At 58.3% G+C, this 24,677-nt stretch carries 24 protein-coding genes; 12 read left to right on the forward strand and 12 right to left on the reverse strand.

Going from position 1 to position 24,677, the window contains the following annotated elements; genetic code table 11:
- Positions 1-7 precede the first annotated feature (7 nt).
- Positions 8-265, forward strand: coding sequence for a colicin E3-like toxin immunity protein (locus tag IH404_RS23380; protein WP_005791222.1), 258 nt, complete (start codon positions 8-10; stop codon positions 263-265).
- A gap of 444 nt (positions 266-709) precedes the next feature.
- Here IH404_RS23380 and IH404_RS23385 read toward each other — a convergent pair whose 3' ends face one another.
- The gene (locus tag IH404_RS23385; RefSeq protein WP_005791225.1) at positions 710-1,084 is read right to left on the reverse strand and encodes a cytochrome c family protein; all 375 of its coding nucleotides are present in this window, start codon (positions 1,082-1,084) and stop codon (positions 710-712) included.
- A 30-nt stretch (positions 1,085-1,114) separates the two neighbouring features.
- Positions 1,115-1,546: a VOC family protein gene (locus IH404_RS23390; protein ID WP_194439156.1), complete on the reverse strand. Its 432-nt coding sequence runs from the start codon at positions 1,544-1,546 to the stop codon at positions 1,115-1,117.
- Between the two features lie 180 nt (positions 1,547-1,726).
- Between IH404_RS23390 and IH404_RS23395 the strand changes: the two genes are divergently transcribed.
- The 8 genes from IH404_RS23395 to IH404_RS23430 all read left to right on the forward strand — a co-directional run bounded on the left by IH404_RS23395 (position 1,727) and on the right by IH404_RS23430 (position 10,819).
- On the forward strand, positions 1,727-2,107 hold the full coding sequence (locus IH404_RS23395; RefSeq protein WP_005791228.1) for a response regulator: 381 nt from the start codon (positions 1,727-1,729) through the stop codon (positions 2,105-2,107).
- A 194-nt stretch (positions 2,108-2,301) separates the two neighbouring features.
- Positions 2,302-2,916: a biliverdin-producing heme oxygenase gene (locus IH404_RS23400; protein ID WP_194439158.1), complete on the forward strand. Its 615-nt coding sequence runs from the start codon at positions 2,302-2,304 to the stop codon at positions 2,914-2,916.
- Positions 2,913-5,141 carry an ATP-binding protein gene (locus IH404_RS23405; RefSeq protein WP_194439160.1) on the forward strand — a complete coding sequence of 743 codons (2,229 nt, stop codon included), beginning with the start codon at positions 2,913-2,915 and terminating at the stop codon, positions 5,139-5,141. Before IH404_RS23400 ends, IH404_RS23405 begins: the two co-directional genes overlap by 4 nt.
- Positions 5,142-5,282: 141 nt before the next feature.
- The gene (locus IH404_RS23410; RefSeq protein ID WP_157264179.1) at positions 5,283-5,468 is read left to right on the forward strand and encodes a hypothetical protein; all 186 of its coding nucleotides are present in this window, start codon (positions 5,283-5,285) and stop codon (positions 5,466-5,468) included.
- 116 nt (positions 5,469-5,584) lie between these two features.
- Positions 5,585-7,486, forward strand: a complete 1,902-nt coding sequence (locus IH404_RS23415; RefSeq protein ID WP_194439162.1) for an alkaline phosphatase family protein — start codon at positions 5,585-5,587, stop codon at positions 7,484-7,486.
- A 140-nt stretch (positions 7,487-7,626) separates the two neighbouring features.
- A complete protein-coding gene (locus IH404_RS23420; RefSeq protein ID WP_005791236.1) occupies positions 7,627-8,640 on the forward strand; it encodes a diguanylate cyclase in 1,014 nt (337 codons plus the stop codon).
- 114 nt (positions 8,641-8,754) lie between these two features.
- Positions 8,755-10,008: an aspartate aminotransferase family protein gene (locus IH404_RS23425; RefSeq protein ID WP_005791238.1), complete on the forward strand. Its 1,254-nt coding sequence runs from the start codon at positions 8,755-8,757 to the stop codon at positions 10,006-10,008.
- Positions 10,009-10,102: 94 nt separating this feature from the next.
- Positions 10,103-10,819 (forward strand): hypothetical protein, encoded by a 717-nt coding sequence (locus IH404_RS23430; protein WP_005791240.1) that lies wholly within the window; start codon positions 10,103-10,105, stop codon positions 10,817-10,819.
- 66 nt (positions 10,820-10,885) lie between these two features.
- On the opposite strand, the gene IH404_RS23435 is transcribed toward IH404_RS23430, so the two are convergent.
- Positions 10,886-11,980, reverse strand: a complete 1,095-nt coding sequence (locus IH404_RS23435) for a pyridoxal phosphate-dependent aminotransferase (RefSeq protein ID WP_005791242.1) — start codon at positions 11,978-11,980, stop codon at positions 10,886-10,888.
- A 212-nt stretch (positions 11,981-12,192) separates the two neighbouring features.
- On the opposite strand from IH404_RS23435, the gene IH404_RS23440 reads away from it, so the two are divergent.
- Both IH404_RS23440 and IH404_RS23445 read left to right on the forward strand, forming a co-directional pair.
- A complete protein-coding gene (locus IH404_RS23440; RefSeq protein WP_005791243.1) occupies positions 12,193-12,798 on the forward strand; it encodes a helix-turn-helix transcriptional regulator in 606 nt (201 codons plus the stop codon).
- Positions 12,785-13,648: a queuosine precursor transporter gene (locus IH404_RS23445; protein WP_005791245.1), complete on the forward strand. Its 864-nt coding sequence runs from the start codon at positions 12,785-12,787 to the stop codon at positions 13,646-13,648. Before IH404_RS23440 ends, IH404_RS23445 begins: the two co-directional genes overlap by 14 nt.
- A 35-nt stretch (positions 13,649-13,683) precedes the next feature.
- Here IH404_RS23445 and queC read toward each other — a convergent pair whose 3' ends face one another.
- The 8 genes from queC to hmpA all read right to left on the reverse strand — a co-directional run bounded on the left by queC (position 13,684) and on the right by hmpA (position 22,065).
- Complete coding sequence (gene queC, locus IH404_RS23450; RefSeq protein ID WP_005791247.1) at positions 13,684-14,382, reverse strand: 7-cyano-7-deazaguanine synthase QueC; 699 nt, start codon at positions 14,380-14,382, stop codon at positions 13,684-13,686.
- A gap of 153 nt (positions 14,383-14,535) precedes the next feature.
- Positions 14,536-15,423: a heme o synthase gene (gene cyoE, locus IH404_RS23455; protein ID WP_005791249.1), complete on the reverse strand. Its 888-nt coding sequence runs from the start codon at positions 15,421-15,423 to the stop codon at positions 14,536-14,538.
- 11 nt (positions 15,424-15,434) lie between these two features.
- Positions 15,435-15,770 carry a cytochrome o ubiquinol oxidase subunit IV gene (gene cyoD, locus IH404_RS23460; protein ID WP_003194051.1) on the reverse strand — a complete coding sequence of 112 codons (336 nt, stop codon included), beginning with the start codon at positions 15,768-15,770 and terminating at the stop codon, positions 15,435-15,437.
- Complete coding sequence (locus tag IH404_RS23465; protein WP_005791252.1) at positions 15,770-16,396, reverse strand: cytochrome o ubiquinol oxidase subunit III; 627 nt, start codon at positions 16,394-16,396, stop codon at positions 15,770-15,772. The genes cyoD and IH404_RS23465 overlap by 1 nt, the downstream gene beginning before the upstream one ends.
- A gap of 3 nt (positions 16,397-16,399) precedes the next feature.
- On the reverse strand, positions 16,400-18,418 hold the full coding sequence (gene cyoB / locus IH404_RS23470) for a cytochrome o ubiquinol oxidase subunit I (protein WP_005791254.1): 2,019 nt from the start codon (positions 18,416-18,418) through the stop codon (positions 16,400-16,402).
- Between the two features lie 3 nt (positions 18,419-18,421).
- Positions 18,422-19,363, reverse strand: a complete 942-nt coding sequence (gene cyoA / locus IH404_RS23475; RefSeq protein WP_005791256.1) for a ubiquinol oxidase subunit II — start codon at positions 19,361-19,363, stop codon at positions 18,422-18,424.
- Positions 19,364-20,155: 792 nt separating this feature from the next.
- On the reverse strand, positions 20,156-20,662 hold the full coding sequence (locus tag IH404_RS23480; RefSeq protein WP_005791258.1) for a disulfide bond formation protein B: 507 nt from the start codon (positions 20,660-20,662) through the stop codon (positions 20,156-20,158).
- A gap of 221 nt (positions 20,663-20,883) precedes the next feature.
- Positions 20,884-22,065: an NO-inducible flavohemoprotein gene (hmpA, locus tag IH404_RS23485; protein ID WP_194439164.1), complete on the reverse strand. Its 1,182-nt coding sequence runs from the start codon at positions 22,063-22,065 to the stop codon at positions 20,884-20,886.
- Between the two features lie 147 nt (positions 22,066-22,212).
- Between hmpA and norR the strand changes: the two genes are divergently transcribed.
- Positions 22,213-23,757: a nitric oxide reductase transcriptional regulator NorR gene (norR, locus tag IH404_RS23490; protein WP_005791262.1), complete on the forward strand. Its 1,545-nt coding sequence runs from the start codon at positions 22,213-22,215 to the stop codon at positions 23,755-23,757.
- Between the two features lie 14 nt (positions 23,758-23,771).
- Here norR and IH404_RS23495 read toward each other — a convergent pair whose 3' ends face one another.
- Positions 23,772-24,674 (reverse strand): DMT family transporter, encoded by a 903-nt coding sequence (locus IH404_RS23495; protein ID WP_005791264.1) that lies wholly within the window; start codon positions 24,672-24,674, stop codon positions 23,772-23,774.
- Positions 24,675-24,677 lie beyond the last annotated feature (3 nt).

A 24,677-nucleotide genomic window follows, 5' to 3' on the forward strand; every position in this document is an offset into this window, starting at 1 on the left:
GGGCAACATGGGACTAAAAGTAAGGTTGGAATGGTTTAACAGAGCCACAGAAAGGCTATGCGGAACAGTAAACTCGGCGGACTTGGGGGATGACTACACCGTGATATCCAGTCTTGGGCTATCGACTGCCCGAGACGTAAATAACGGCATGTTTGAACTGCGCACGGAGTGGTTATCCATGATACAGCCATACTTTTCTCATGAGATTTCTCTTTCAGAAAGTGATTACTTCATCGCATTTGATTACGAAGTTTCAAACGAATAACAAACATTCACAGAGTTCAGACTGAGTCGTAGCAGATGAAGCCATGTGTGACTGCTGCGCTCACACCTTTAACGGTATGGTTTTCGCAGCTCACACTAGTAATTAGGGTCTATTGATGCCTGCTTCTACGCAAGAAGCCCGGCTTAGCTGTAGTTCTCGGCAGACGTATGCCAGACATCGGTCCGTTACTCCCAACCCAGTTCAAAGTGGGAGGACGCTTGCTCCCGATAGCGGAGTGTCAGCCCCAACTTCATTGACTGACTCACCGCTATCGCGACATAGGTACCGACACAACTTAGTGGTAGCCGACCGTCACCACGATGCGACGCGAGCCGCTCTTGATCTTAGGCACACCCGTCCACCATGTGCCCGTTCCGTACACGCTTTTCAAAAATGAGGCCGCCATCGGGAGCAAGCCCCCTCCCACACTTTGATCGCGTTGGCTCACTTGGGCTGGAATGTATCTAAGTACGCCAGGATATTTTCGATCTTCTGCGAATCACTGATTCCCCAGAAAATCATCCGCGTCCCACTTACCACCGATTTCGGGTCTTCGATGTAGGCCGCCAGTTTGTCCCGCGTCCAGACCACTCCCGAATTCTTCATCGCATCCGAATACTGATAGTCCGGGGTCGTACCGGCAGGTCGGCCGAGAATGCCGTTCAGCTGCGGCCCAAAACCGCCGCGCGCACCTTCACCGATGCTGTGGCAGCCGCCGCAGGTCTTGGTGAAGAGTTTGCCGCCCGCTTCGGCGTCGCCAGCTGCAAACGCGGGTGCGGCGACAACGGTGAGGGCGAAGGTCAATAACACGTACTTCATCAGGGGCTCCCTAGGGGTTATTGCCGTCAATTATGCCTGCTTGAACGGCCGCTCCCCCAGCCGTTCCACCAGGCGCACCAGATAACCGTCCGGGTCTTGCACGATGAACTGGCGCTGCCCGGCCTCTACGTCGCCCGCGCGGTACCAGGCATCCTCGACGTTACGGAACAACGGGCGGCCGATCTCCGACAGGCGCCGCAAGATAGGCGCTACGGCAGGCACGTCGATTTGCAAGTTGATGCCACGCCCAAAAGGCTGCTGCAAGGGCGCGGTCAGCCACTGCCCGGCGTGCGGCGCGTATTGTTCCAGCATGATTTGCGCACCGTGCAGGTCGAGGTAGGCAAAGCCTTCTTCAGCGCGCTGATAGGCGATGCCGAAACCCAACTGGTCAACCCAGAATGCCAGGCTGGCACCAAGGTGGGTAACGATGAGTTCTGGCACGAGGGGATTACGCTTAAACATGGCATTCCTTGGACGTCGCAGTGGCGCTTACCTTAAAGGATTATCGTGCTGACGGCGTGGGCCAAGACCACATACTGGAACCAGCCGAATGACCACCCATCGTTTAAAAAACATCCAATCGAACCTATATACCCAACCCCCACTCCACCTTACTGAACCCCTGATGGTGGAGTAAGGATCATGGTTCAGCCATCGATTTTAGTATTGGAAGACGACGAGATCATTCGGGCGTTAATGGTGGATGTGCTGGAGGATTTCGGTGCGGTGGTGACTTCATTCCCTTCGGCGGATGAAGGGATGATTTATCTGGAGCGGGGCGACGACCCTGTGGACTTGATTGTCAGTGATATTCAAATGCCCGGCCTGCTCAATGGCTACGACTTGAGCCGCGTAGTGGCTCATCGCTGGCCTGAGGTGCAGGTGGTGCTGACTTCCGGCAATACGAAGATCGCCACTCAATTGGGCAGCTCGGTGCGGTTTCTGCCTAAACCATGGAGCACCGATCACTTGCTTGAGTGCGTGCAAACGGCATTGACCCAGCAGGGACCGCCCATGCATTGATAGCGTCGCGATATCATCCGGACCGAACTCGTGGCGTGCCGTGGGGTCATTTGGAATACAGGGAGCGACTTTTCTGATCTACTGGTCAGCCTTTTCGCTTCTTGCGCTCAGCTGACGACAACGAGTTGTGTAGAATTGTCGCCCATTTTCATGCGTCATTCCTGGCCGACAGGCCCACAGTTCGAGCTCATTGAATGCACTCACAGGCCCATGACGTTGGTGCGCCATCCTTGCTGGAATCGTTGCGCACGGGCACCGGCCTGTTGCATGTCGCGTTGGAAAAGCGTTTGCCGTTTTTTTCCGAACGCCTGGATGCCCAGTGGTATCGGCGGTTGCTGCAGGCGTACTACGGTTTTTATCAACCCATGGAGGCGGCGCTGTACAACGGCGGCCTGATTCCAGATGGAATTGACATTGCATCACGTGTGAAAACGCCGACGCTGGTCAACGATCTGCGCGCTCTGGGCCTGGATAGTCACACCCTCGATGCCCTTCCCCGCTGCACCCAACTCCCCGCGCTGGACACGCCTGCCGCTTGCCTCGGCGCCCTGTATGTACTGGAAGGCGCAACGCTCGGTGGCCAGGTATTACGCCGGGAAATGGCGTCACGCCTGGCGATCGAAGCCGACAACGGCGGTGCGTTTCTCGATGTCTACGGTGCCGAGACCGGCCGGCGCTGGAAAGACTTTCTCGACTACCTGGCTCATCTGCCACTGGATGCGAGCGCTCGAGCGCGCGCAGTGATGGCTGCCCGGTCCACTTTCAGCGGCTTTGAGCAATGGCTCGAACGCCAGGAGGTACTGCTATGAAACCCGAAGATTTTGAAGAGCTGCTTGCCAACTGTGCCGACGAGCCCATCCGCTTCCCCGGGGCAATCCAGCCTCATGGCGTGTTGCTGACGCTGTCGGAGCCTGAGCTGAACATCATCCAGGTCAGTGCCAACGTCGGCACCTTGTTCGGTTACGCGCCCGAGGCCCTGTTGAATCAACCGTTGCATACGTTGATCGGCAGTGAACACGCCCAAGTGGTGCAGTCGATGGCCGAGCACAATACCTTTATCGACGCCCCACCCCTGCATGTCACGCTCAACGGTGCTCAGTTCGAAGGTTTGTTGCATCGTCATCAGAACGTGCTGGTGTTGGAGTTCGAACCCCTGCTCACGGATTTCAAACCCCAGGTAAGCAATGGTCTCACCAGCAACCTGAGCAAAATGTTGCAACGCCTGCAATCAGCCAAGACTCTGCAAGCGCTGTACGCCATCAGCGTGGATGAAATCCAGGCCATGACCGGTTATGACCGAGTGCTGATCTATCGCTTCGAAGACGAAGGCCATGGCCAGGTAATCGCTGAAGCCTCGGCGCCGGCCATGGAGTTATTCAACGGCCTGTTCTTCCCCGCGTCCGACATCCCCGAACAAGCCCGTGAGCTGTATCGCACCAACTGGCTTCGGATCATCCCGAATGCGTCCTACGAACCCGTACCGCTATTGCCAAAATTGCGCCCGGACACCGGCCAACCGCTGGACCTGAGCTTCGCTACCCTGCGCAGCGTGTCGCCGATTCACTGCCAATACATGCAGAACATGGGCGTGTTGTCGTCCATGAGTATTTCGCTGATGAAGGGCGACAAACTCTGGGGCCTGATCAGCTGCGGCAACCGCGAGCCGCTGCTGGTGCCGAACGATCTGCGTATGACCTGCCAAACCATCGGTCAGGTGCTGTCGTTGCAGATCAGTGCCATGGAAGCCTTGGAGTTAAGCCGCCAGCGAGAGGAGAAAGTCGAAACCCTGGCGTTGCTTGATCGGGCGATGAAAGCCAGCGACGACAACGTGTTCGACAGCCTGGCCCACCACGGTAAAAAACTGATGGACCTGACCTTGTCGGGCGGTGTGGCGATCATCGAAGACAAGCAGTTGCACCGTTACGGCAACTGCCCGGAACCAGCGCAAATCCGGGCGCTGCACAAGTGGCTGCAAACGCTGGGCCAGCCGGTATTTTCCAACCACAACCTGGCTTCGGTGTACCCACCGGCCGCCGAGTATCAGGCGGTGGCCAGTGGTGTGCTCGCCATGAGCCTGCCCAAGCCTGTGGATAACGGTGTGTTGTGGTTTCGCCCGGAAGTCAAAGAGAACATCAATTGGAGCGGTGACCCGAGCAAGCCGTTAAATCTGGAAAGCTCTGACACTGGCCTACGCCTTCGCCCACGCACGTCGTTTGAAATCTGGAAAGTGGAAATGGCCGGCATTTCCACCAAGTGGAGCCACGGCGACCTGTTTGCCGCCAATGACCTGCGCCGCTCGGCCCTGGAAAATGACTTGGCCCGCCAGGTGCTGCGCGAACAACAAGCGGTGCGTGCCCGTGACGAGTTGGTCGCAGTGGTTTCCCACGACCTGCGCAACCCGATGACAGTCATTTCCATGCTCTGCGGCATGATGCAGAAAGCCTTCAGCTCCGACGGCCCACACACCTCACGGCGGATTTCCTCGGCCATCGACACCATGCAACAGGCCGCCGGGCGCATGAATGTGCTGCTGGAGGACTTGCTCGACACCTCGAAAATCGAAGCCGGACGCTATGTGGTCAAGCCGGTTGCGCTGGACGTCAGCCAGATATTTGAAGAGGCATACTCGCTGCTGTCGCCACTGGCCTCGGAAAAAGGTATCGACCTGTCGTTCAACGCCGAGCCTGGCCTGCAGATCAGCGCCGACCCGGAGCGCTTGTTCCAAGTGCTGTCGAACCTGATCGGCAACGCCATCAAATTCACCCCCCGCCAGGGCAACATCGGTATCAGCGCCATGAGCAACGGCGAAGAGATCGTGTTTTCGGTACGCGATTCCGGTGAAGGCATTGCGCCGGATCATTTGCCCCATGTGTTCGACCGCTATTGGACCCAGTCCGAGAACAATCCCACCGGCAGCGGGCTGGGGCTGTATATCACCCAGGGGATTGTCCAGGCCCATGGTGGTCGGATCGAAGCCGACAGTGAATTGGGGCGCGGCAGTGAATTCAGGTTTACGGTGCCTAAGCCTGCTTGAGACACACCAAATTCCTACTAGCCAAACATATGGTTACCTATGGCCGGGAACGAAAAACCCGGCCAACTCCACTCAATCAGTGCGCACTCAAAGGGAGTATTGATGCGACAACAGTCCTCCAATTGAGTAAGGGGTTTTACCATGTTCATCGGCAATTCGTTTCACAGCTTCAGCTATAACGTCCAGCAAGGCTTAAAAGATAACCAGCCTCCAGCCAATCCCGCGCCAACTTCTTCGCCGCTTGACGGCCCCCCACAGGGGCAGGACACGCAACCAAAACCCAAAGATTCGGGTATGACCTCTCTCGGAGGAGGCAAACTGCTTTAAACCGTTACGGGTCACCGGCAACAAGTGCAGCGCACCGCGCTGCACTTGCGTTAACAAAACACTCACATCCTCTGCGTTATCCTCTCCAGTCCCATTTGGTATGAGCTGCATTTTTCATGCATCAACCCGACATCCTGCCTGCTGTCATCGCAGGTCCCCTGCTAAGGCGCCTTGAACCGCAGCGCCTGGTTATCTGGTTGGTGGGCAGTCGTGCCCTGCCACTGTGCTTGAGGCTGCAATTACCCCAGGGCGAGGCGCTGAATATCCCGCTCGATGCAACGCACTGCCAAATCGTGCCCGTCGGGCGCCATGCCGTTATCCACTTGATCGACGTAGAGCTGAGCGACGCTCTGCCTCAGGACGAGGTCATCGGTTACGACCTGATCGTCGACGGAATTGGTATTGCACAATGGGCGCCGCACTTGCTGTATGCCGACGCCACAACGCCGAGCTTCGTGCTGCATAGCCGCATCAACCACTTGGTGCATGGCTCCTGCCGTAAACCCCATCACCGTGCTGACGAAGGCTTGTTATGTGTCGATCGCCTGTTGGCGGAGGCCCGCACCCCGCTCGAACGCCCCGCCTTGCTGATGATGAGCGGCGACCAGGTCTACGCCGACGATGTCGCCGGGCCCATGCTGCGGGCCATCCATGCGCTGATCGCGCGCCTGGGCCTGTTCGACGAGTTCCTGGAGGGCGCCGTGGTGGACGACAGCGTCAGCCTCTATGGGCATCGCGCCAGCTATTACCACCGAGCCGACCTGCTTCCGGCGCTGGACAGTAACGAGACCCTGCGCGAACGCTTTTTCGGCGGCGTGAAGAAGCCGATCTTCACCAGCAGCACCGCTGACAATCACCTGGTGACCTTCGCCGAAGTCATCGCGATGTACCTGCTGGTCTGGTCGCCCACCCCGTGGACGCTGATCACACCACAACCGCCGCAACTGAGCGCGCAAGAACAACTGCGTTATGCCCGCGAACAGGTCCAGATCGATCAATTCCGCACCGGCCTGCCGGGGGTAGCCCGAGTGTTCACCCACCTGTCGACGCTGATGATCTTCGATGATCATGACATCACTGACGATTGGAACCTCAGCGCTCAGTGGGAGCAAACCGCCTACGGCCATCCCTTCTCCAAACGCATCATCGGCAATGCCTTGCTGGCGTACCTGTTATGCCAGGGCTGGGGCAACCAGCCCCAAGTGTTCGACGAGCTGCTGAGCCAGACCCAGGCACTGACTGGCCAGGCGCAGGGCAATCATCTGGAGGCTGCCGCCCAGGATGATCTGCTGGAGGCGCTGCTGAAATTCCAGCAATGGCATTACGTTTTGCCCACCACCCCTGCCCTGGTGGTACTCGATACCCGTACTCGGCGCTGGCGCAGCGAATTTACCCTCAAGCAACCTTCCGGCCTGCTGGACTGGGAAGCCTTGAGCGAACTGCAACAGGAGCTGCTCGACCATCCGTCGGCCATTATCGTCTCGCCTGCGCCGATCTTTGGCGTCAAGCTGATCGAAACGGTGCAAAAGGTCTTCAGTTGGTGCGGCTTCCCACTGCTGGTGGACGCCGAAAACTGGATGGCTCATCGCGGCGCCGCCCAAGTGATCCTGAACATCTTCCGCCACTCGCGCACGCCCGGTAACTACGTGATCCTCTCCGGCGATGTGCATTACTCGTTCGTCTACCAGGTGCTGATCCGTCATCGCAACGGCGGCCCGAGGATCTGGCAAATCACCAGCAGCGGCATCAAGAATGAGTTCCCACCGCGCTTGCTGGAATGGTTCGACCGTCTCAACCGCTGGCTGTATTCCCCACGCTCGCCGCTCAACTGGTTTACCCGCCGCCGCACCATGCAGGTAGTCCCGTATATTCCGGAGCATGCCGAGGCGGGTGAGCGGCTGTGGAATAGCGCGGGAATTGGCCAGGTGTTTTTCAATGAACAGGGCCAGCCGGATGAGATTTACCAACACAACGCGGATGGAAAGCCTCGCACAAAGATGCTGGTGCCCGAATCATAGCCAAACGCCACTATCCGAAAGCAGCACATCCGCCCTATTCAAACCGTGCAAGCCGCGAGGTAGAGTAGCGCCAGCCACGGAGTATCGGCGTCAACAATAATAACTGGCCCTAGAAGCCAGCCCTTGCAGGGAGCGCGCTGATGGACGATACACCCGGCAACGAGCCACTACGCAATGACTTTTCCGAACTCCACGCCGACCTGCTGCACGCCATCATGGAACTGGTCAGTGACGGGATCTGGGACTGGAACGCCAAGACTGGCTACGTCTACCGCAACCCCGGCTGGTACGAAATGCTCGGTTATTCCCGAGACTCGCTGGAAAACAACGTGTTCACCTGGGAAAGCGTGATCCATAGCGAGGATTACCCGCGCGTGATGGCGTTGTTTGATGACTACATCAGTCAACGCTCGCCCCTTTACCGCGCCGAATACCGCTGCCGGAAAGAAGACGGCACTTACCTGTGGATCGAGGATCGTGGCTACATCATTGCACGCAACCCCGACGGCTCAGTGGCGCGCATGGTGGGCGCGCACCGCGACATTCATACGCGTAAATGCTCCATTGAACGCCTGCAAAAACGCAACCAATCCCTTGAAGCACTGGTGGCAGAACGTACCCTTGAGCTGTCGCGGGTCAATCAACAATTGCAGATACAGCTGGACGAAAATCGTTCCCTGGCCGAGCGCGACGCGCTGACGCGCATCGCCAACCGTTATCGCCTGGAAAAATGCCTGCTGGAAGAATGCGACCGCGCCGAACGCTTTCGTGTGCCCCTGGCGCTGGTGGCGATGGACATCGATGACTTCAAGCCGGTCAATGACCGATACGGTCACGGCGTCGGTGATCAGACGCTGATAGGGGTGGCGGAGCGTCTGGAAAGCTGCGTACGCACAACTGACCTGCTGGCTCGCTGGGGCGGCGATGAGTTCATGGTGGTGCTGCCTGCAAGCAACCTGGACACGGCGAAGGAATTGGCCGAAAGGATTCGCCGTGCAATCAAACAGTCACCTATCGTCAACGAGCTCAACGTCACCCTGAGCCTGGGGATTGTAGAGCGGCGCATGGGTGAGTCCCCTGCCGCGCTGGTGGCGAGGGCTGATCGAGCGCTATATCGGTCCAAGGCGGCGGGCAAAGATGGGGTGTCGGATTAATGCAGATAAGCGCTCCTTCCGATTTGGAATGACCCGGCGACTTTATTTCGTTTGCGACAAGGCCCGGTGCGCGGCTTAGATAAACCACGCCCAGCCTTGTCGAGTAAGCGATTCATGAGCCACGCCAGCATCAGCCAATCGATTTCCATCGTCCATCCCATCAGCCTCAGCCACGGTAAAAACGCTGAGGTGTGGGACACCGCGGGCAAACGCTACATCGATTTTGTCGGCGGTATCGGCGTACTTAACCTGGGCCATTGCCATCCGGGCGTAGTGGCGGCGATTCGCGAGCAAGCAACCAGGCTTACCCACTACGCATTCAACGCCGCACCGCATACGCCCTACATCGAGTTGATGCAACGCCTGACGGCGTTTATCCCGGTGCACTACCCGGTCAGCGGCATGCTCACCAACAGTGGCGCGGAAGCGGCGGAAAATGCGTTGAAGATCGTCCGCGGCGCCACCGGGCGAACGGCGGTGATCGCCTTTGATGGAGCCTTCCACGGCCGAACCCTGGCGACCCTCAACCTCAATGGCAAGGTGGCGCCCTACAAGCAGAAGGTCGGCGTACTGCCTGGCCCGGTGTATCACCTGCCGTACCCCAGTGCCGATAACGGCGTGACATGCGCCGAAGCGCTGAAGGCGATGGACCGTCTGTTCAGCGTGGAAATCGACGTAAACGATGTGGCCTGTTTCATCATCGAGCCGGTGCAGGGCGAAGCCGGTTTCCTCGCCCTTGATATCGAGTTCGCCCAAGCCCTGCGGCGCTTTTGCGACGAGCACAACATCCTGCTGATTGTCGATGAGGTCCAGTCCGGCTTTGGTCGCACGGGGCAGCGCTTTGCCTTTTCGCGCCTGGGCATCGAACCGGATCTGTTGCTGCTCGGCAAAAGCATCGCTGGCGGCGTGCCGTTGGGTGCTGTGGTGGGGCGCAAGGCGCTGATGGACAACCTGCCCAAGGGCGGCCTCGGCGGCACCTACTCCGGCAACCCCATCGCCTGCGCGGCGGCGCTGGCTACCCTTGAGGCGATGACCGATGAACACCTGCAAGCTTGGGGGGCACAGCAGGAGGCGGCCATTGTCAGACGCCATGAAAGCTGGCGCTCACAACAACTGTCGCCCTACCTGGGCCGCCTCACCGGCGTCGGCGCCATGCGTGGTATTGAACTGGTGAATGTCGATGGCACTCCGGCCTCCAGGCAACTCACTCAGTTGCTGGGCCTGGCGCGAGACGCCGGCTTGCTGCTGATGCCCAGCGGCAAGTCGCGGCACATTGTGCGCTTGCTGGCACCGTTGACCATCGAGCCTTGGGTGCTGGAGGAAGGCCTGGATATTCTCCAGGCGTGCTTCGCGCAACTGGATCAATAGCATCACCTGCCCGAACCTGTCTTGACCTGATCCCCCACCCCGCCGAAAATGCCCGACGTTTTTGTCTCCCCGTTTACTACGCAGTGAAATTTTAATGCCTGATTCCTACACCGCAGAATCCGCCGAAGAATCCGTAACCGCCTTGCATGCCAAAGCCGAATACGAAAACGCCATCAATCTTTCACAGCATGTGCCAGCGGCCAAGATCATCAGCGAGATGGTGCTGGACGCGTTTCATACCTCCAAGGAAAGCGACCAGATCCGCGAGTTGCGCATCGCCATCCGCCAGGCCCATGACGCCTTCGACGATGACAAAGCCTACGACCTGATGGGCCAGCTCAAACAATTGAAGGACGCCGAAGCCGCCGATAACGCCGCCCTCGAAGACCTGAGCAGCAAGTTCTCGATCAGCCGCATCCTGTCCAGCTTCAAGGACGATCCCCAGTTTCAGGAACTGGTCTATGGCCTGGCCCTCAAGGTGCTGAACCAGTCGCATCAGGCCATCAGCAACCCAAGTGCCGGCAAGGGCAAGACAGCACGTGCCAAGAAAGAAGCCGAGGTGTTTGTGATCAGCAAGGATGGCATCAGCGTCACCCTGCCGCTGCGCACACCGCGCTCCAGGCTCAGCGTGGACCGCGAAGCATTCGAGTTCCTGGGGTTCAACTTCGTCGGTGAAGGCGACGAGGCCGAACTGGAAGTGGAAAGCTTCGTGGATAACGCCGGTAATGAGCAGCCGTTGAGCCGCAAAAGTGTGATTACTGCGCTGCAGCAGCAGACAGCGTTTGCCGGCTACAGCATTGCCCAGCAGTAACGCGTTACAGGCAACACCGCTGGACTAAACAAGTGGAGGCGCTAGCCCCCACTTGTTTGTAGTGTTTCAGCCTACGTGCGCGATCTGCGCGGCAAACACCTCGCGAAAGCGTTCCATCTCCTGCTGGTTGCCCACTGTCACCCGCACCCATTGCGGCCAGTTCTGCCATACGCGCCCCACCAGCACATTCTGTGCGGCCAGCCGCTCAACCACCTGCTCAGCGGGTTGCTTTACATCGATCATGAAGCAATTGCTCTGGGAAGCCGTGCAGCTAAAGCCCCGGCCTTTGAGCCAGGCGACTGTCTCATCACGCAACCTGGCATTGAGCGCTTTGCGTTGGCCCACCAACGCGGCGTCCTCCAGGCTGGCACGTGCGCCCAATAGGCTGGCAGCGGCCGGGACGTTGTCACCGCCGAACACCGCCAGCCGCTCCAGCAGCGCCGGATGACCGATTGCCAGCCCCAGACGCGCTCCGGCCATGCCGTAGATTTTCGAGAACGTACGCAGCACCAACAGATCGTCGTGGTCGTTGACCCAACTCACACAGCTGGTTGCATCGCAGAAGTCGATATACGCCTCGTCCACCACTAGCACGCTGCCTTTGGGTTTGTTCGCCAGGGCTTGGCGGATGGCCTCGGTAGGGGTCAGGGTGCCGGTGGGGTTGTTGGGGTTGCACAGGTACAACATGCCGGCCTGTGGGTCTGCCGCGAGCATGGCCGGTACATCATGGGCATGACCGGCGTCGAGGTTCACTTCATGCACCGGCGCCTTGATCGACTCGGCCGCCTGACGCACAAGTTCATAGGACGGTGTCGCCATGACCAGGCCGCGGGTTTGGCTGGTAAACGCCAGCACCGCAAAACGCAGGGCCGCCATCGAGCCGGCAAACACCGCGACGTTTTCTTCGGCAACCCCCTGCTGGTGGGCAAACTGCGCGGCCAAGGCGTACATGTCCGGGTAGGGATAGCGCCCAGACGCTGCAATCGCTCGCTGCATCGCCTCACGGGCGGCGTCTGAAGGGCCGTAGGGGCTTTCGTTGTAGTTGAGCCGTACCTTGTCGGGTTGAGCCGGCACCGGGCTGGCAACCGCCCAATCCAGCTGGCCAAGTACAGGTAACGCCGCCCCAAGAGCGAGAAGGGACCTGCGGCTGAAGCTGACCATGGTGACTACTCCTTGTCGAAGTGCGAGGGATTCGCACAGGTCGGATATAACGGTATGACGAGAAAGCAGTTGCCTGATTTAGCGGCGGGACGTATCCCTGCACTCAGTACTTTATTGTCAACGCGAGCCCATGCAACACTTGCGCTGCCGCGGGCCTGGAACTAGACGTTCTGCCGGGTATGGACTGATGACTAAATGGAAGTGGTGAGCACTTGATACACAGACGAGAAAAAACCGAGCACTTGAAGAGCAATATCAAGTACTTGATCAAAAGTCGTGGCGAAACCCAGCTTTCGTTAAGCAATGCCGCCGGCGTGACCAGGACGACCATCTACAACATCCTGGAAGGCAAGGTCGTCAAAGTGCAACAGTCGACCATTCGCAAGATCTCTGATTTCTTCGGCGTTTCGTACGAAGAAATCGAGACCGTCAACTTTGAAGCCAAGGAAGTCATCGAAAGCAATGTTTCCCCCCTGGGCAACAAGAACCCGGCGGCAGTGCCTGTGCTCAAGGAAAGCCTGCTGATGCAGAACCTGGGCAAGCGCATCGGCGAGCTGGCCACGCTTTACCCACTGACTTACTACTTCGGCAACTCCTGCAACTTGATCGGCGTTCGCCTGGAGCATGCGATTCCCGGCATCAATGAGCCGGGGGACTTGCTGATCGTGCAGAAAGGCGCATCGAGCGACGATAAAGAAAAGCTGGTGTACGACCGCGCCACCAAGAAGCTGTTCATCACCCTTGAACCCTGCGGCAACTCAGACCGCTTGTGCGTCATCGGCGATATTCTCGAGGAGCGCTTCAATGACAACCTTTGAAGGCGCCGTGGAAAACAGCAAATACAAGTTGCTGGGCTTTGAAAATGACAAGCGCCTGGCGGTGATCATGGTGATCGCCACGGGCAAGGTCGTGAAAATCAAGCTCAGTGAGGTGCTCAACAGCGAAATGATGGACAACTTCAACAAGCTGGAAATCAAGAACCTCTACAAGAAGTTCTATTCACAAGCAGGAGCACTCACCGCCTACGACATTAACGACCGCAATGAAAACTCTTGGATGATCTACATCATCCTGAACCTGTTGCTGTTCACGTTTTACATCTTCACCAGCATCGCCGCGACCAAACCGATCTACCTGGAATCCATGGGCATCATTGTGACGCCGGGCACTTTTTTGTACCCGCTGACCTTCCTGATTGTGGATCTGCTGAACGAGAACTTCGGCCTGCGCCTGGCCCGGCGAGCCATTATGTTTGCGTTTGCCAGCAATGCGATGATCATCATCCTGTTGTATGGCTCAACGTTCCTGCCGGGGCTGCCGGGCTGGAAACTCGATGGGCCGTATAACGACGTGATCCTGCAGGTGTCGTCGGTGCTGGTTGCCTCTTCGGTGTCGTTCCTGGTCTCGGAGAATATAAATTCCTATCTGCTGTGCAAGATCAAAGAGCTGACCAACTCCAGGTACCTGTACCTGCGGATTTTCTTCAGCACCTTCTTTGCGGTGATCATCGACAGTTTTCTGTTCTGCTTTATTGCCTTCTACGGCGCCATGCAGACCAGCGATATCCTGAGCATGATCTATGTGCAGATCGCGATCAAAGTCGGTTTTGCGTTCTTCAATATTCTGCCTGCCTACGGGGCACGTTCGCTGTTCAAGCGCTATCAATAATCTCGTAGGAGCGAGCAAGCTCGCTCCTACGAGGGTTACTTCAGTTGCAACTTGTGCTTGAGGCTCTGCATGACATCCGCTTTGTTTTGCAGGTAGTCATTCAAGCCCCGGGCACGCAGGTTGCACGCATCGCAGTTGCCGCAGCCGGTGCCAATGACGCCGTTGTAGCAGGTCAGCGTCTGCTCGCGCACCAGTTCCAGTTGGTTGTGGTAATCGGCCAGGGCCCAGGTTTCGGCCTTGTTCAGCCACATCAACGGGGTGTCGAGGCGCACGTCGTATTCCATGCCCAGCTTGAGGGCCTGGTTCAATGCCTTGACGAACTCGTCACGGCAATCGGGGTAGCCCGAGAAGTCGGTTTCGCACACACCGGTAATCACGGCCTCGGCCTTGACCTGGTAGGCGTAGATCGCAGCCAGGGTCAAGAACAGAATATTGCGGCCCGGTACGAAAGTGCTCGGCAGGCTTTCGCCTGAGCTGTTAACGGTCGGTACCGGAATGTTGTCACGGGTGAGGCTGCTGATCGCCAGCTCATTGAGCAGCGACACATCCATCACTTTGTGCACGGTGGCGCCCAATTGCTTGGCCAACTTGCGGGCCACTTCGATTTCCGCCACATGGCGCTGACCATAATCGAAGGTGATGCAGTGCACTTCGTCATACTGCTTCAATGCCTGGATCAGGCAGGTGGTCGAGTCCTGCCCGCCACTGAAGACCATCACGGCTTTTTTACTCATTGCATTGCTTCCTGCATTTGTAGAATTGGGGTGTAGGAGCGAGCGCGCTCACGAAAAACGTCAACGATAACGCAGCGTATCCGGTTTAGCGCAGCGCTCAATAAAAAACCCCGCGCGTCTTTCGAAGGCGGGGCTTTCTTACTGCAAGACCACTCAGTGCGCGTAGGTCAGCAACAGCTCTTTGGGTACCTGGAAATCCAGGGACATCATCACGCTGAGCGCGGTGATGGTGAAGATCGAGAACACAAAGAGCTTGCGCGCCCAGACGGTGTCGTCCACCGCCTTGTAACCGGTCCAGGCCATGTACAACCAGTACATGCCCATGGCGGCGGCTACGGCGAGGTAGCTCATGCCGGCGTAGCCACTGAAGGTCAACATCAAGGTCGCCACGAGGAAGGCCAGGATGTAGAGCAGGATGTGTTTCTTGGCCACCTGGATACCGCGCTTGACCGGCAATACCGGAATCGACGCAGCCAGGTAGTCATTGAAGCGGAAAATCGCGATGGCGTAGGAATGCGGCATCTGCCACAGGCTGAACATCACCAGCAGCACCAGCGCGGCCATGTCGAAGCTATTGGTTACAGCCACATAACCAATCACCGGCGGCATCGCCCCCGACAGGCTGCCCACCAGCGTGCCGTGAACCGACTTGCGCTTGAGGTACAGGCTGTAGAGGCCGACATAGATGACAAAACCGATCACGGCAAACAGCGCCGCCAACGGGTTGGCCACCTTGTACAACAACACTACACCCGCAACACCCAGGATGGTCGCGAAGATCAGCGCCAGCTTCAGGGAAATAAGCCCCTGGACCAGCACTCGATTCTTGGTGCGCTCCATCTTGATGTCGATGTCACGGTCGATGCAGTTGTTGAACACGCATCCGGAAGCAACCACCAGGGACGTACCGATCATCGCCGCCAGGAAGATGGCCAGATCGACATGTCCCTTGGAGGCCAGGAAGAAACCGCCCGCCACAGAAAGCACGTTACCGAAAATGATCCCCGGTTTGGTGATTTGGATAAAGTGCTTAAGCGACATCGGGTCTTACCTCACTTCGCCATCATGTAGGTGTGGATGCTGAACATGATCCACAGCGACAGACCAACCAGCAGAACGATCACCAGGCCTGCGAACACAAACGCGATCACGTTCTCGCGCTGCTCTTTGGAGCGATCCAGGTGCAGGAAGTACACCAGATGCACCAGGACCTGAATCACCGCGAACGCCAGGACGATCATCAAGGTGATCGACTTCGGCAAGGTTGGGTACATCACCAGGCCGAACGGGATCAGGGTCAGGATGACCGACAGGATGAAGCCGATGGCGTAAGACTTTACGCTGCCGTGGCTCGAATCGTGGCTGTCATGGGAGTGTGCATTAGCCATTACAGAGTCCCCATCAAGTAAACGACGGTGAATACGCAGATCCAGACCACGTCCAGGAAGTGCCAGAACAGGCTCAGGCAGCTCAGGCGGGTCTTGTTGGTGTTGGTCAGGCCGTGTTTGTTGACCTGATAGATCATCACCGCCATCCACAGCAAACCTGCGGTTACGTGCAGACCGTGGGTGCCGACCAGCGTGAAGAACGCCGACAGGAAACCGGAACGGCTAGGACCGTAGCCTTCGGAGATCAGCAGGTGGAACTCGTTGATCTCCATGCCGATAAAGCCCAGGCCGAACAGGAAGGTCAGGCCCAGCCAGGTCAGCACGCCCTTCTTGTTGCCTTTGTAGAAGGCCAACATGGCGAAGCCGTAGGTGATCGAACTGAACAACAGCAAGGCGGTTTCGCCGAGCACGTAAGGCAGTTCGAAGATGTCGTGGCCCGATGGGCCACCCGCTACGTTGTTTACCAGTACCGCGTACACCGCGAAGATCGACGCAAACAAGATGCAGTCGGTCATCAGGTAGAGCCAGAAACCGTAGACGGTTATTGGCCCCGAGTCGTGGTGATGGTCATCGTGCCCATGGTCATCGACATGGGCGTGTCCAGCATTGGTCACTAAGTTCGACATGGTTTAAGCCTGTTCCAACGAGGTTTCTACACGGTTGGCCGGAATCTTCTTCTCGGCTACCAGGCGAGCGTGCTGCTCGGCTTCGATGCGTTCGATCGTTTCGACCGGCACCATGTAGCCTTGATCATCACGGGCAGCGTGAATGATGAAGTAACCGATAGTGCCCACCAGGCTCGCGATTGCCAGCCACCAGATGTGCCAGATCATCGCGAAACCGAACACGGTCAACAGCGCACCCATCACCACGCCAGTGGCGGTGTTGTTTGGCATGTGGATCGGCTCGTAGTGCTTGGGCTTCTGGTACGCAGTACCGTCTTCCTTGGCTTCGGTGAACGCATCAATGGTGTTCGCAGTCGGGATCACAGCGAAGTTGTAGAACGGTGGTGGCGACGAGGTCGACCATTCCAGGGTGTGGCCGTTCCATGGATCGCCGGACTCGCACATGTTCTTCTTGCGATCACGCACACTGACGTACAGCTGGATCAGCTGGCAGGCGATGCCCACAGCGATCATCACCGCACCGAACATGGCAACGTACAGGTACGGTACCCACTCAGGGTTGGTGGTGGCGTTCAGACGACGGGTCATGCCCATGAAACCCAGTGCATAGAGCGGCATGAACGCGACGAAGAAGCCCGAGATCCAGAACCAGAATGCAGCCTTGCCCCAGCCTTCGTGCAGCTTGAAGCCGAACGCTTTCGGGAAGTAGAAGCTGAAACCAGCGATGTAGCCGAATACCGCACCACCGATGATCACGTTGTGGAAGTGCGCGATCACGAACAGGCTGTTGTGCAGTACGAAGTCAGCACCCGGGATGGCCAGCAGTACGCCGGTCATGCCGCCAATGGCGAATGTCACCATGAAGCCCAGGGTCCACAGGACCTGGCTGGTCATGCGCAGACGCCCGTGGTAGATGGTGAACAGCCAGTTGAATAGCTTCACCCCCGTCGGGATGGAAATCAGCATCGTCGCCAGGCCGAAGAAGGCGTTGACGCTGGCCCCCGAGCCCATGGTGAAGAAGTGGTGCAGCCACACCATGAAGCCCAGTACGGAGATCGCGCCCGATGCGTAGACCATCGAGTGGTGACCGAACAGGCGCTTGCCGGTAAAGGTCGAGATCACTTCGGAGAAGATACCGAACGCTGGCAGGATCAGGATGTACACCTCAGGGTGACCCCATGCCCAGAACAGGTTCACGTACATCATTGGATTGCCACCAAGTTCATTGGTGAAAATGTGGAAATCCAGGTAACGGTCAAGCGACAGCAGCGCCATGGTAGCGGCCAGGATCGGGAACGAAGCCACGATCAGCACGTTTGCCCAGGTGCAGGTCCAGGTGAAGATCGGCATGTCCATCAGTTTCATGCCAGGGGCGCGCATTTTCAGGACGGTGGCCAGGAAGTTGACCCCCGTCAATGTCGTCCCGAGTCCTGATAACTGTAGGGCCCAGATGTAGTAGTCCACACCCACGCCCGGACTGTATTGCAAGCCCGACAATGGCGGATACGCAACCCAACCGGTCTTGGCGAATTCGCCGACGCCCAGGGAAACGTTGATCAGCACCACGCCGGAAACCAGCAGCCAGAAGCTCAGGGAGTTCAGGAACGGGTAGGCAACGTCACGCGCACCAATCTGCAGCGGCAAGGCAAGGTTCATCAAGCCGGTGAAGAATGGCATCGCCATGAAGATGATCATGATCACACCGTGGGCGGTGAAGATCTGGTCATAGTGTTCAGGTGGCAGGTAGCCAGGCGAACCCTCGGTGGCCATGGCCAACTGGGTACGCATCATGATGGCGTCGGCAAAACCACGCAGCAGCATGACCATGGCAACGATGACGTACATGACGCCGATTTTCTTGTGGTCGACCGAGGTCAGCCACTCGGTCCACAGGTAGGACCACTTCTTGAAGTACGTAATACCCGCAACCAGTGCCAGACCACCCAGCGCGATCATGGCGATGGTCACCATCACGATCGGCTCGTGGAATGGGACCGCGTCCCAACTTAATTTACCAAACATCGTTTACTCCTCTGCCCCAGCAGTTGAATGCGCGCCTGTATCAGAACCTTCAACCGCGGCCACTTCTTTCTTCTCGTGCTTGACCGGCTTGCCTGGCTTCATACCTTCGTACTTGTCGACGATTTTCTGAAACAGGTCCGGCTCATACGCGGAGTACAAGGCGACAGGGTTGTTCTGGCTTGGTTTGGTCAGGGCGTCGTATTCAGCTTGATCAAGCTGTTTAGGTGCGGCCTTGACTGCAGCTACCCAGGCGTCGAAATCTTCCTGGCTTGTCGAGATCGCTTTGAATTTCATGCCGGTGAAACCAGCGCCGCTGTAGTTGGCGGAGATGCCTTCCATTTCGGCTTTCTGGTTGGCGATCAGGTGCAGGCGGGTCTGCATGCCTGCCATCGCGTAGATCTGGCCACCCAGTGCAGGGATGAAGAACGAGTTCATCACGGCGTCGGAGGTGATCCGGAAGTTAAGCGGGGTGTGCTCCGGGAAGCGGATCTCGTTGACGGTGGCGATACCCAGGTCCGGGTAGATGAACAGCCACTTCCAATCCAGCGCGACCACTTGGATGTTCACAGGCTTCACGTCGGATTCCAGCGGACGGTACGGGTCCAGAGCGTGGGTCGACTTATAGGTGATGTAACCCAGGGCGATAATGATGAGGATCGGGACCAGCCACACCGCGATTTCGATCTTGGTGGAGTGCGACCACTTCGGCGCGTAGGTGGCGCTGGTGTTGGACGCGCGGTATTTCCAGGCGAAGGCGAAGGTCATCACGATCACAGGCACCACAACCAGCAGCATCAGCAGGGTAGCGGTGATGATCAGGTTTCGTTCATCCAGACCGACCTGTCCTTTTGGGTCGAGCAAGGTCCACTTGCAGCCTCCCAGCATTAAAAACATGCCAAGCAGCGGCAAAAAGCCTAGTAATCGGGGGTACCTGTTTTTACTCATCTCACGACCTCTAAAGCAGCTTGCGCAATGCAGTTGGGTTTTGATCGCCAACACTTCACCCTGCCAAGGGTTGGCATTTCTCTTCGATTGAATAAGAGCCTGCCCGACACGTCATAACTGTACGTTTCACGGACCTGCAGTGAGTTCTTATTCGATTTCGTGGCTAAAGGCCTTGTTACAGACCAATTCCATTTGGTGCGGATAGTTGAAAGGCTGCCGGAACCTGGGGTCGCACAGAGCCTTCCATCTGCTCCTCGACCGCTCCAATGCTCAAATATTGAACAGCACCGGACATTCAGTGCGGGCGATTGTAGTTAGCTAGCGATGTATAAACCATGTCTTATAAAGAAATAATTTTTATCGATTCCAGCAACAATCCTTCACCAAAGTTGCAAAGATTCGCGATCTTATCGCGTTCGATTCTCAACAAAAACCACAAAAATTGCCGTGTTATTGGGCAGACTGCCACTTCCCTTACAGGCTGTAAGGGCATGACCAATGGATGCAAGTGCCCATAAACCAAGGGATTCGCAGATCCATCAAGCCTTCCGGCCTCGCGCCCGTCACGGCACGGCCAGGCCCACGAACTGACAGCACAATTTGTGCGCAGGGTGCAAATTTAAGGGTCGATTCGGCGGGTCAGAAACGTCCTGCGACAGCGTCCGTGTGACAACATGTCGCACGTTGCGCGCACCTTAAGTTGCCCCTCGTCACAGCGCTTTCACAAATCCCTACAAACAAAAACGCTCCGGCCTTCACAGGAAGGGCGGAGCGTCTTGTTGGAGCAAGGGCTCAGGCTTTGGGATGACGGTTGCGGTAGATGCACAGTGGCACCAGGATCGCCGTCAGCACGAACGCCACCAGCGCCCATTGGGCCAGGGACAGGCCGAGGATCGGCGGGTAAGGGGTGCTGCAGAAACCATCGACCTGGAACCCCAGGGGAAACACTTTGGCCAGGGGCAGATCGTCGACGATCGGTTGCAACACATCGATGCCGCAGCTGACCTGTGGAAAGAACTGGGTGTACACATGGTGGCCGGCGGCGGCCACGCCACCCAAGGCGCTGAGCACCACCAACCCTTCGAAGAAGGTCACCGCGCCTTTGGTGCGCATGGCGGCACCGATAAACGCGAAGACCGCAATCAGCAGCAAGGCATAGCGTTGCAGGATACACAGCGGGCACGGCGCTTCGCCCAGCACCACTTGCATGTACAGCGCGCCGCCAATCAGCGCCAGGCAGATAATGCCCAGCAACACCAGAAAGCGCCGCTCCCTGCCCAAACGCATGTCGTCAATCATCCCCGTCTTTCCCTTTCTCTGATTATGGTTGTGCCTGATGGCAACAAGTTTACACACAGGCAGTGGTTAAAACAGAGAGGGGTTAACAGCGGATTAATCGTGGTAAACGTAGTGATTATGCGGACGCCACCGCGGGCAAGCCCGACTCCCACAGAGAACGCATTCCAATGTGGGAGCCGGGCTTGCCCGCGATGATGCCGATACGGTCAATGGGCTAAAATCTATTCAAGCGCCGCCGCCGGGCCGAAGAACTCATAGCGCGCCTGCTTATCCGGCACACCCAGGGCATTGAGATGACGCTTGATCGCCGCCATGAAGCCCTTGGGCCCCAGGAAGTACGCATCGATATCACGGTCCTCGGGCAACCAGGCCGCCAGTTGCTCCTGATTGAGCATCCCGACCTTGTCCGCCGCCGGGCTGATACCGTCATCCTCGGCGTAGCAGTAGAAGCGCTTGAGCTGCGGGTGCTTGGCCGCCAGGGTATCCACCCAGTCACGGAACGCATGCACCCCGCCATTACGCGCACAGTGAATAAAGTGCACCGGCCGTTCGCTCGCCAGGGCTGCTTCGAGCATCGGCAGGGTTGGCGTAATGCCCACCCCGCCGCTGATCAGCACCAGCGGCTTATCGCTGGCAGCCAGGGTGAACTCGCCCGACGGTGGAAACAGGTCAACCGTTGCGCCAACGTGCATCTGGTCATGCAGGTAGTTGGACACTCGCCCGCCGGCTTCGCGCTTGACGCTGATGCGGTACATGCCGGTATCGGTGAGAGCCGACAGGGAATAGTTGCGACGCACCTCTTCTCCATCGAGGACCAACTTCAGGCCGATGTACTGGCCGGGCGCGGCAGCCAGGATCGGGCCGTTATCCACCGGGGCGAAATAGAAGGAGATGATCTCGTCACTCTCCTCCACACGCTTGACCAACAGGAATGGCCGCGCCCCCCGCCAGCCGCCGGGCGCCTGGGCTTTTTCGTCGTAGATGGCCGCTTCGGCACCGATCAGAATGTCCGCCAACTGGCCGTAGGCCGCGTCCCAGGCACTCATCACCTCAGGGGTGGCAATCTCGCTGCCCAGCACTTCGGAAATAGCCCGCAGCAAGCAGGCACCCACAATCGGGTAATGCTCCGGCAGGATCTGCAAGGCCACGTGCTTGTTGATGATCTTGGCCACCAGGTCGCCCAGTTGGTCCAACTGGTCGATATGCCGCGCATACATCAGCACGCCATTGGCCAGGGCCCGGGGCTGGTCGCCGCTGGCCTGGTGGGCCTGGTTGAACAGCGGGCGGACTTCGGGATACTCGGAGAGCATCATGCGATAGAAATGGGTGATCAACGCTTCGCCGCCGCTTTCCAGCAGGGGCACAGTGGATTTGACGATGGCACGGTCTTGGGCACTCAGCATGGCAGACTCCTGGGTCTTTTTACTCATTACCTTCAGGTAGTCAGTATTCGTGCCAATTAATAAATCGTTATTTTTCAATGGTTTAAATATTTTGTAGTCAATATGACTTCTTACAATTTATAGTCATAACGACTACAAGGAGTCATTATGACTGCAAAATCGCTGCTCACCGCCCTGCTGCCGCTGGTCGCCGACCTGTCCCGCGAATTGCCCGAAGGCGAGCGCTACCGCCGCCTGCTGCAAGCCATGCGCGCCCTGCTGCCGTGTGATGCCGCCGCGCTGCTGCGCCTGGATGGCGAATGGCTGGTGCCGCTGGCGGTGGATGGTTTGAGCGCCGATACCCTGGGCCGCCGTTTCAAGATCAGCGAACACCCGCGCTTTGAAATATTGCTCAGCAGCCCCGGCCCTACCCGCTTCGACAGCGACAGCCAATTGCCCGACCCCTATGACGGCTTGGTCGCCGGTTTGCACGGCCACCTTGAAGTCCACGACTGCATGGGCTGCCCGCTGTTTATCGACGACCAGCCCTGGGGCCTGCTGACCCTTGACGCCCTCGACAACGAACGCTTTGAACGGGTCGAACTGGACGCGCTGCAAGCCTTCGCCAGCCTGGCCGCGGCCACGGTCAATGTGGCTGAACGCATTGAGCGCCTGGCGCTACGGGCCGAAGACGAGCACCAGCGCGCCGAAATCTATCGCCAGGCCAGCGGCCAGCAGCACAAGGAAATGATCGGCCAGAGCAAAGCGCACAAACGGCTGGTCGAGGAAATCAAGCTGGTGGGCGGCAGCGACCTGACCGTGCTGATCACCGGCGAAACCGGGGTCGGCAAGGAACTGGTGGCCCAGGCGATCCATGCCGCGTCATCGCGTGCCGACAAGCCGATGATCAGCCTCAATTGCGCCGCGCTACCGGAAACCCTGGTAGAGAGCGAGCTGTTCGGCCATGTGCGCGGTGCTTTCACCGGCGCGCTGAATGAGCGACGGGGCAAATTCGAACTGGCCAACGGCGGCACGTTGTTCCTGGACGAAGTGGGTGAACTGTCATTGAGCGTGCAGGCCAAGCTGCTGCGCGTACTGCAAAGCGGCCAGTTGCAGCGCCTGGGCTCGGACAAGGAACACCAGGTGGACGTGCGCCTGATTGCCGCCACCAACCGCGACCTTGCCGAAGAGGTGCGCAATGGCCGCTACCGTGCCGATTTCTACCATCGCCTGAGCGTGTACCCGCTGCAAGTGCCGGCGCTGCGTGAGCGCGGACGGGATGTGCTGCTATTGGCAGGCTTTTTCCTCGAACAGAACCGGTCGCGCATGGGCCTGGGCAGCTTGCGCTTGACCAGTGACGCCCAGGCGGCGCTGCTGGCCTACAACTGGCCGGGCAATGTGCGCGAACTGGAACACCTGATCGGACGTAGCGCGCTCAAAGCCTTGGGCAACTGTCGCGAACGTCCGAAGATTCTCAGCCTGAGCGCCCAGGACCTGGACTTGCCTGACATCAGTGCAGCGGTGATTGAAGTACCAGTGCAAGCCGCGCCCATCGCCACTGGCGACCTGCGCCAGGCCACCGAGCACTATCAGCGCCAGATCATCAGCGCCTGCCTGGAACGTCATCAGCACAACTGGGCCGGCGCCGCCCGCGAACTGGGCCTGGACCGCGCCAACCTTGGGCGCATGGCCAAGCGCCTGGGCCTGAAATAGACCAGGCAACTCGGTTAAATGTGTTTCGCTTGGAAAACCGGGGTTACCGGCTTGGGTTTACGAAACACCAATACATTCCCCAACATCACCAGCACCAGCCCCGCCAACGCCGGCGCCGTCCACTGGTAGCCCTCGGCGAATGCGGACACATTCAACGCCACCACCGGAAACAGCACGGTGCAATATGCCGCTTTTTCCGGCCCCATGCGGCCGACCAGGGTGAGGTAGGCGGTAAACCCAATCACCGAGCCCGGGATCACCAGGTACCACAGCGCACCGATATACCGCGCGCTCCAGTCCATCTCGAAGGGAATGCCACGCACTGCGCAATAGGTCGCCAACATGGCTGCCCCATAGGCCATGCCCCAGGCATTGGTGGTCAACGGCTTGAGCCCGGCCTTCTGTTGCAGGCTCGACAGCATATTGCCCGCCGAAAAACACAGCGTTCCCAGCAGCGCCAGGCCCAGCCCGAGCAAGGTCTGCGGGCTGGCGGTATGCCCGGCCAGTTCCGGCCAGAACAGAAAGCCCAGGCCCAGCAGCCCCAGCGCGCCGCCCGTCAATACGTTACGTGCAACCCGCTGGCCGAAAAACACCCGGGCATTCAGGGCATTCCACAAGGTCGCCGTGGAAAACACCACGGCGACCAGGCCACTGGGGATCCACTGGCTGGCGGTGAGAAAGCACATGAAGTTGACGCAGAACAGGCACAGCCCTTGGGCCAGGCAAATCAGGTGCCCGCGGCGGTTCATCACCTGCAATTTGCGGCTGAGCAGCAACAGCGCGAACAGCACCAGCGCCGCCAGGCCGAAGCGATAGACAATCGACACGGGAATCGCCACCACGCCCAGTTGCCATTTGAGCGCGATCCAGGTGGTACCCCAAATCAGCACCGTGAGTAAGTACAAGAAGAGGTTCATAGC

The sequence above is a fragment of the Pseudomonas sp. OST1909 genome, assembly GCF_015277575.1.
Lineage (GTDB): Bacteria > Pseudomonadota > Gammaproteobacteria > Pseudomonadales > Pseudomonadaceae > Aquipseudomonas > Aquipseudomonas synxantha_A.

Bases quoted from the DNA above. Each gene is read 5' to 3' on its own strand.
- IH404_RS23435 (WP_005791242.1), bottom strand. From the start codon at position 11,980: ATGGTCAGCTTCAGCCGCAGGTCCCTTCTCGCTCTTGGGGCGGCGTTA.
- IH404_RS23420 (WP_005791236.1), top strand. From the start codon at position 7,627: ATGGACGATACACCCGGCAACGAGCCACTACGCAATGACTTTTCCGAA.
- cyoE (WP_005791249.1), bottom strand. From the start codon at position 15,423: ATGTCGCTTAAGCACTTTATCCAAATCACCAAACCGGGGATCATTTTC.
- queC (WP_005791247.1), bottom strand. From the start codon at position 14,382: ATGAGTAAAAAAGCCGTGATGGTCTTCAGTGGCGGGCAGGACTCGACC.
- IH404_RS23395 (WP_005791228.1), top strand. From the start codon at position 1,727: ATGGTTCAGCCATCGATTTTAGTATTGGAAGACGACGAGATCATTCGG.
- IH404_RS23425 (WP_005791238.1), top strand. From the start codon at position 8,755: ATGAGCCACGCCAGCATCAGCCAATCGATTTCCATCGTCCATCCCATC.
- IH404_RS23385 (WP_005791225.1), bottom strand. From the start codon at position 1,084: ATGAAGTACGTGTTATTGACCTTCGCCCTCACCGTTGTCGCCGCACCC.
- IH404_RS23465 (WP_005791252.1), bottom strand. From the start codon at position 16,396: ATGTCGAACTTAGTGACCAATGCTGGACACGCCCATGTCGATGACCAT.
- IH404_RS23380 (WP_005791222.1), top strand. From the start codon at position 8: ATGGGACTAAAAGTAAGGTTGGAATGGTTTAACAGAGCCACAGAAAGG.
- IH404_RS23400 (WP_194439158.1), top strand. From the start codon at position 2,302: ATGCACTCACAGGCCCATGACGTTGGTGCGCCATCCTTGCTGGAATCG.
- IH404_RS23495 (WP_005791264.1), bottom strand. From the start codon at position 24,674: ATGAACCTCTTCTTGTACTTACTCACGGTGCTGATTTGGGGTACCACC.
- IH404_RS23410 (WP_157264179.1), top strand. From the start codon at position 5,283: ATGTTCATCGGCAATTCGTTTCACAGCTTCAGCTATAACGTCCAGCAA.
- IH404_RS23480 (WP_005791258.1), bottom strand. From the start codon at position 20,662: ATGATTGACGACATGCGTTTGGGCAGGGAGCGGCGCTTTCTGGTGTTG.
- IH404_RS23445 (WP_005791245.1), top strand. From the start codon at position 12,785: ATGACAACCTTTGAAGGCGCCGTGGAAAACAGCAAATACAAGTTGCTG.
- hmpA (WP_194439164.1), bottom strand. From the start codon at position 22,065: ATGCTGAGTGCCCAAGACCGTGCCATCGTCAAATCCACTGTGCCCCTG.
- cyoB (WP_005791254.1), bottom strand. From the start codon at position 18,418: ATGTTTGGTAAATTAAGTTGGGACGCGGTCCCATTCCACGAGCCGATC.
- IH404_RS23390 (WP_194439156.1), bottom strand. From the start codon at position 1,546: ATGTTTAAGCGTAATCCCCTCGTGCCAGAACTCATCGTTACCCACCTT.
- IH404_RS23430 (WP_005791240.1), top strand. From the start codon at position 10,103: ATGCCTGATTCCTACACCGCAGAATCCGCCGAAGAATCCGTAACCGCC.
- IH404_RS23405 (WP_194439160.1), top strand. From the start codon at position 2,913: ATGAAACCCGAAGATTTTGAAGAGCTGCTTGCCAACTGTGCCGACGAG.
- IH404_RS23415 (WP_194439162.1), top strand. From the start codon at position 5,585: ATGCATCAACCCGACATCCTGCCTGCTGTCATCGCAGGTCCCCTGCTA.
- cyoD (WP_003194051.1), bottom strand. From the start codon at position 15,770: ATGGCTAATGCACACTCCCATGACAGCCACGATTCGAGCCACGGCAGC.
- cyoA (WP_005791256.1), bottom strand. From the start codon at position 19,363: ATGAGTAAAAACAGGTACCCCCGATTACTAGGCTTTTTGCCGCTGCTT.
- norR (WP_005791262.1), top strand. From the start codon at position 22,213: ATGACTGCAAAATCGCTGCTCACCGCCCTGCTGCCGCTGGTCGCCGAC.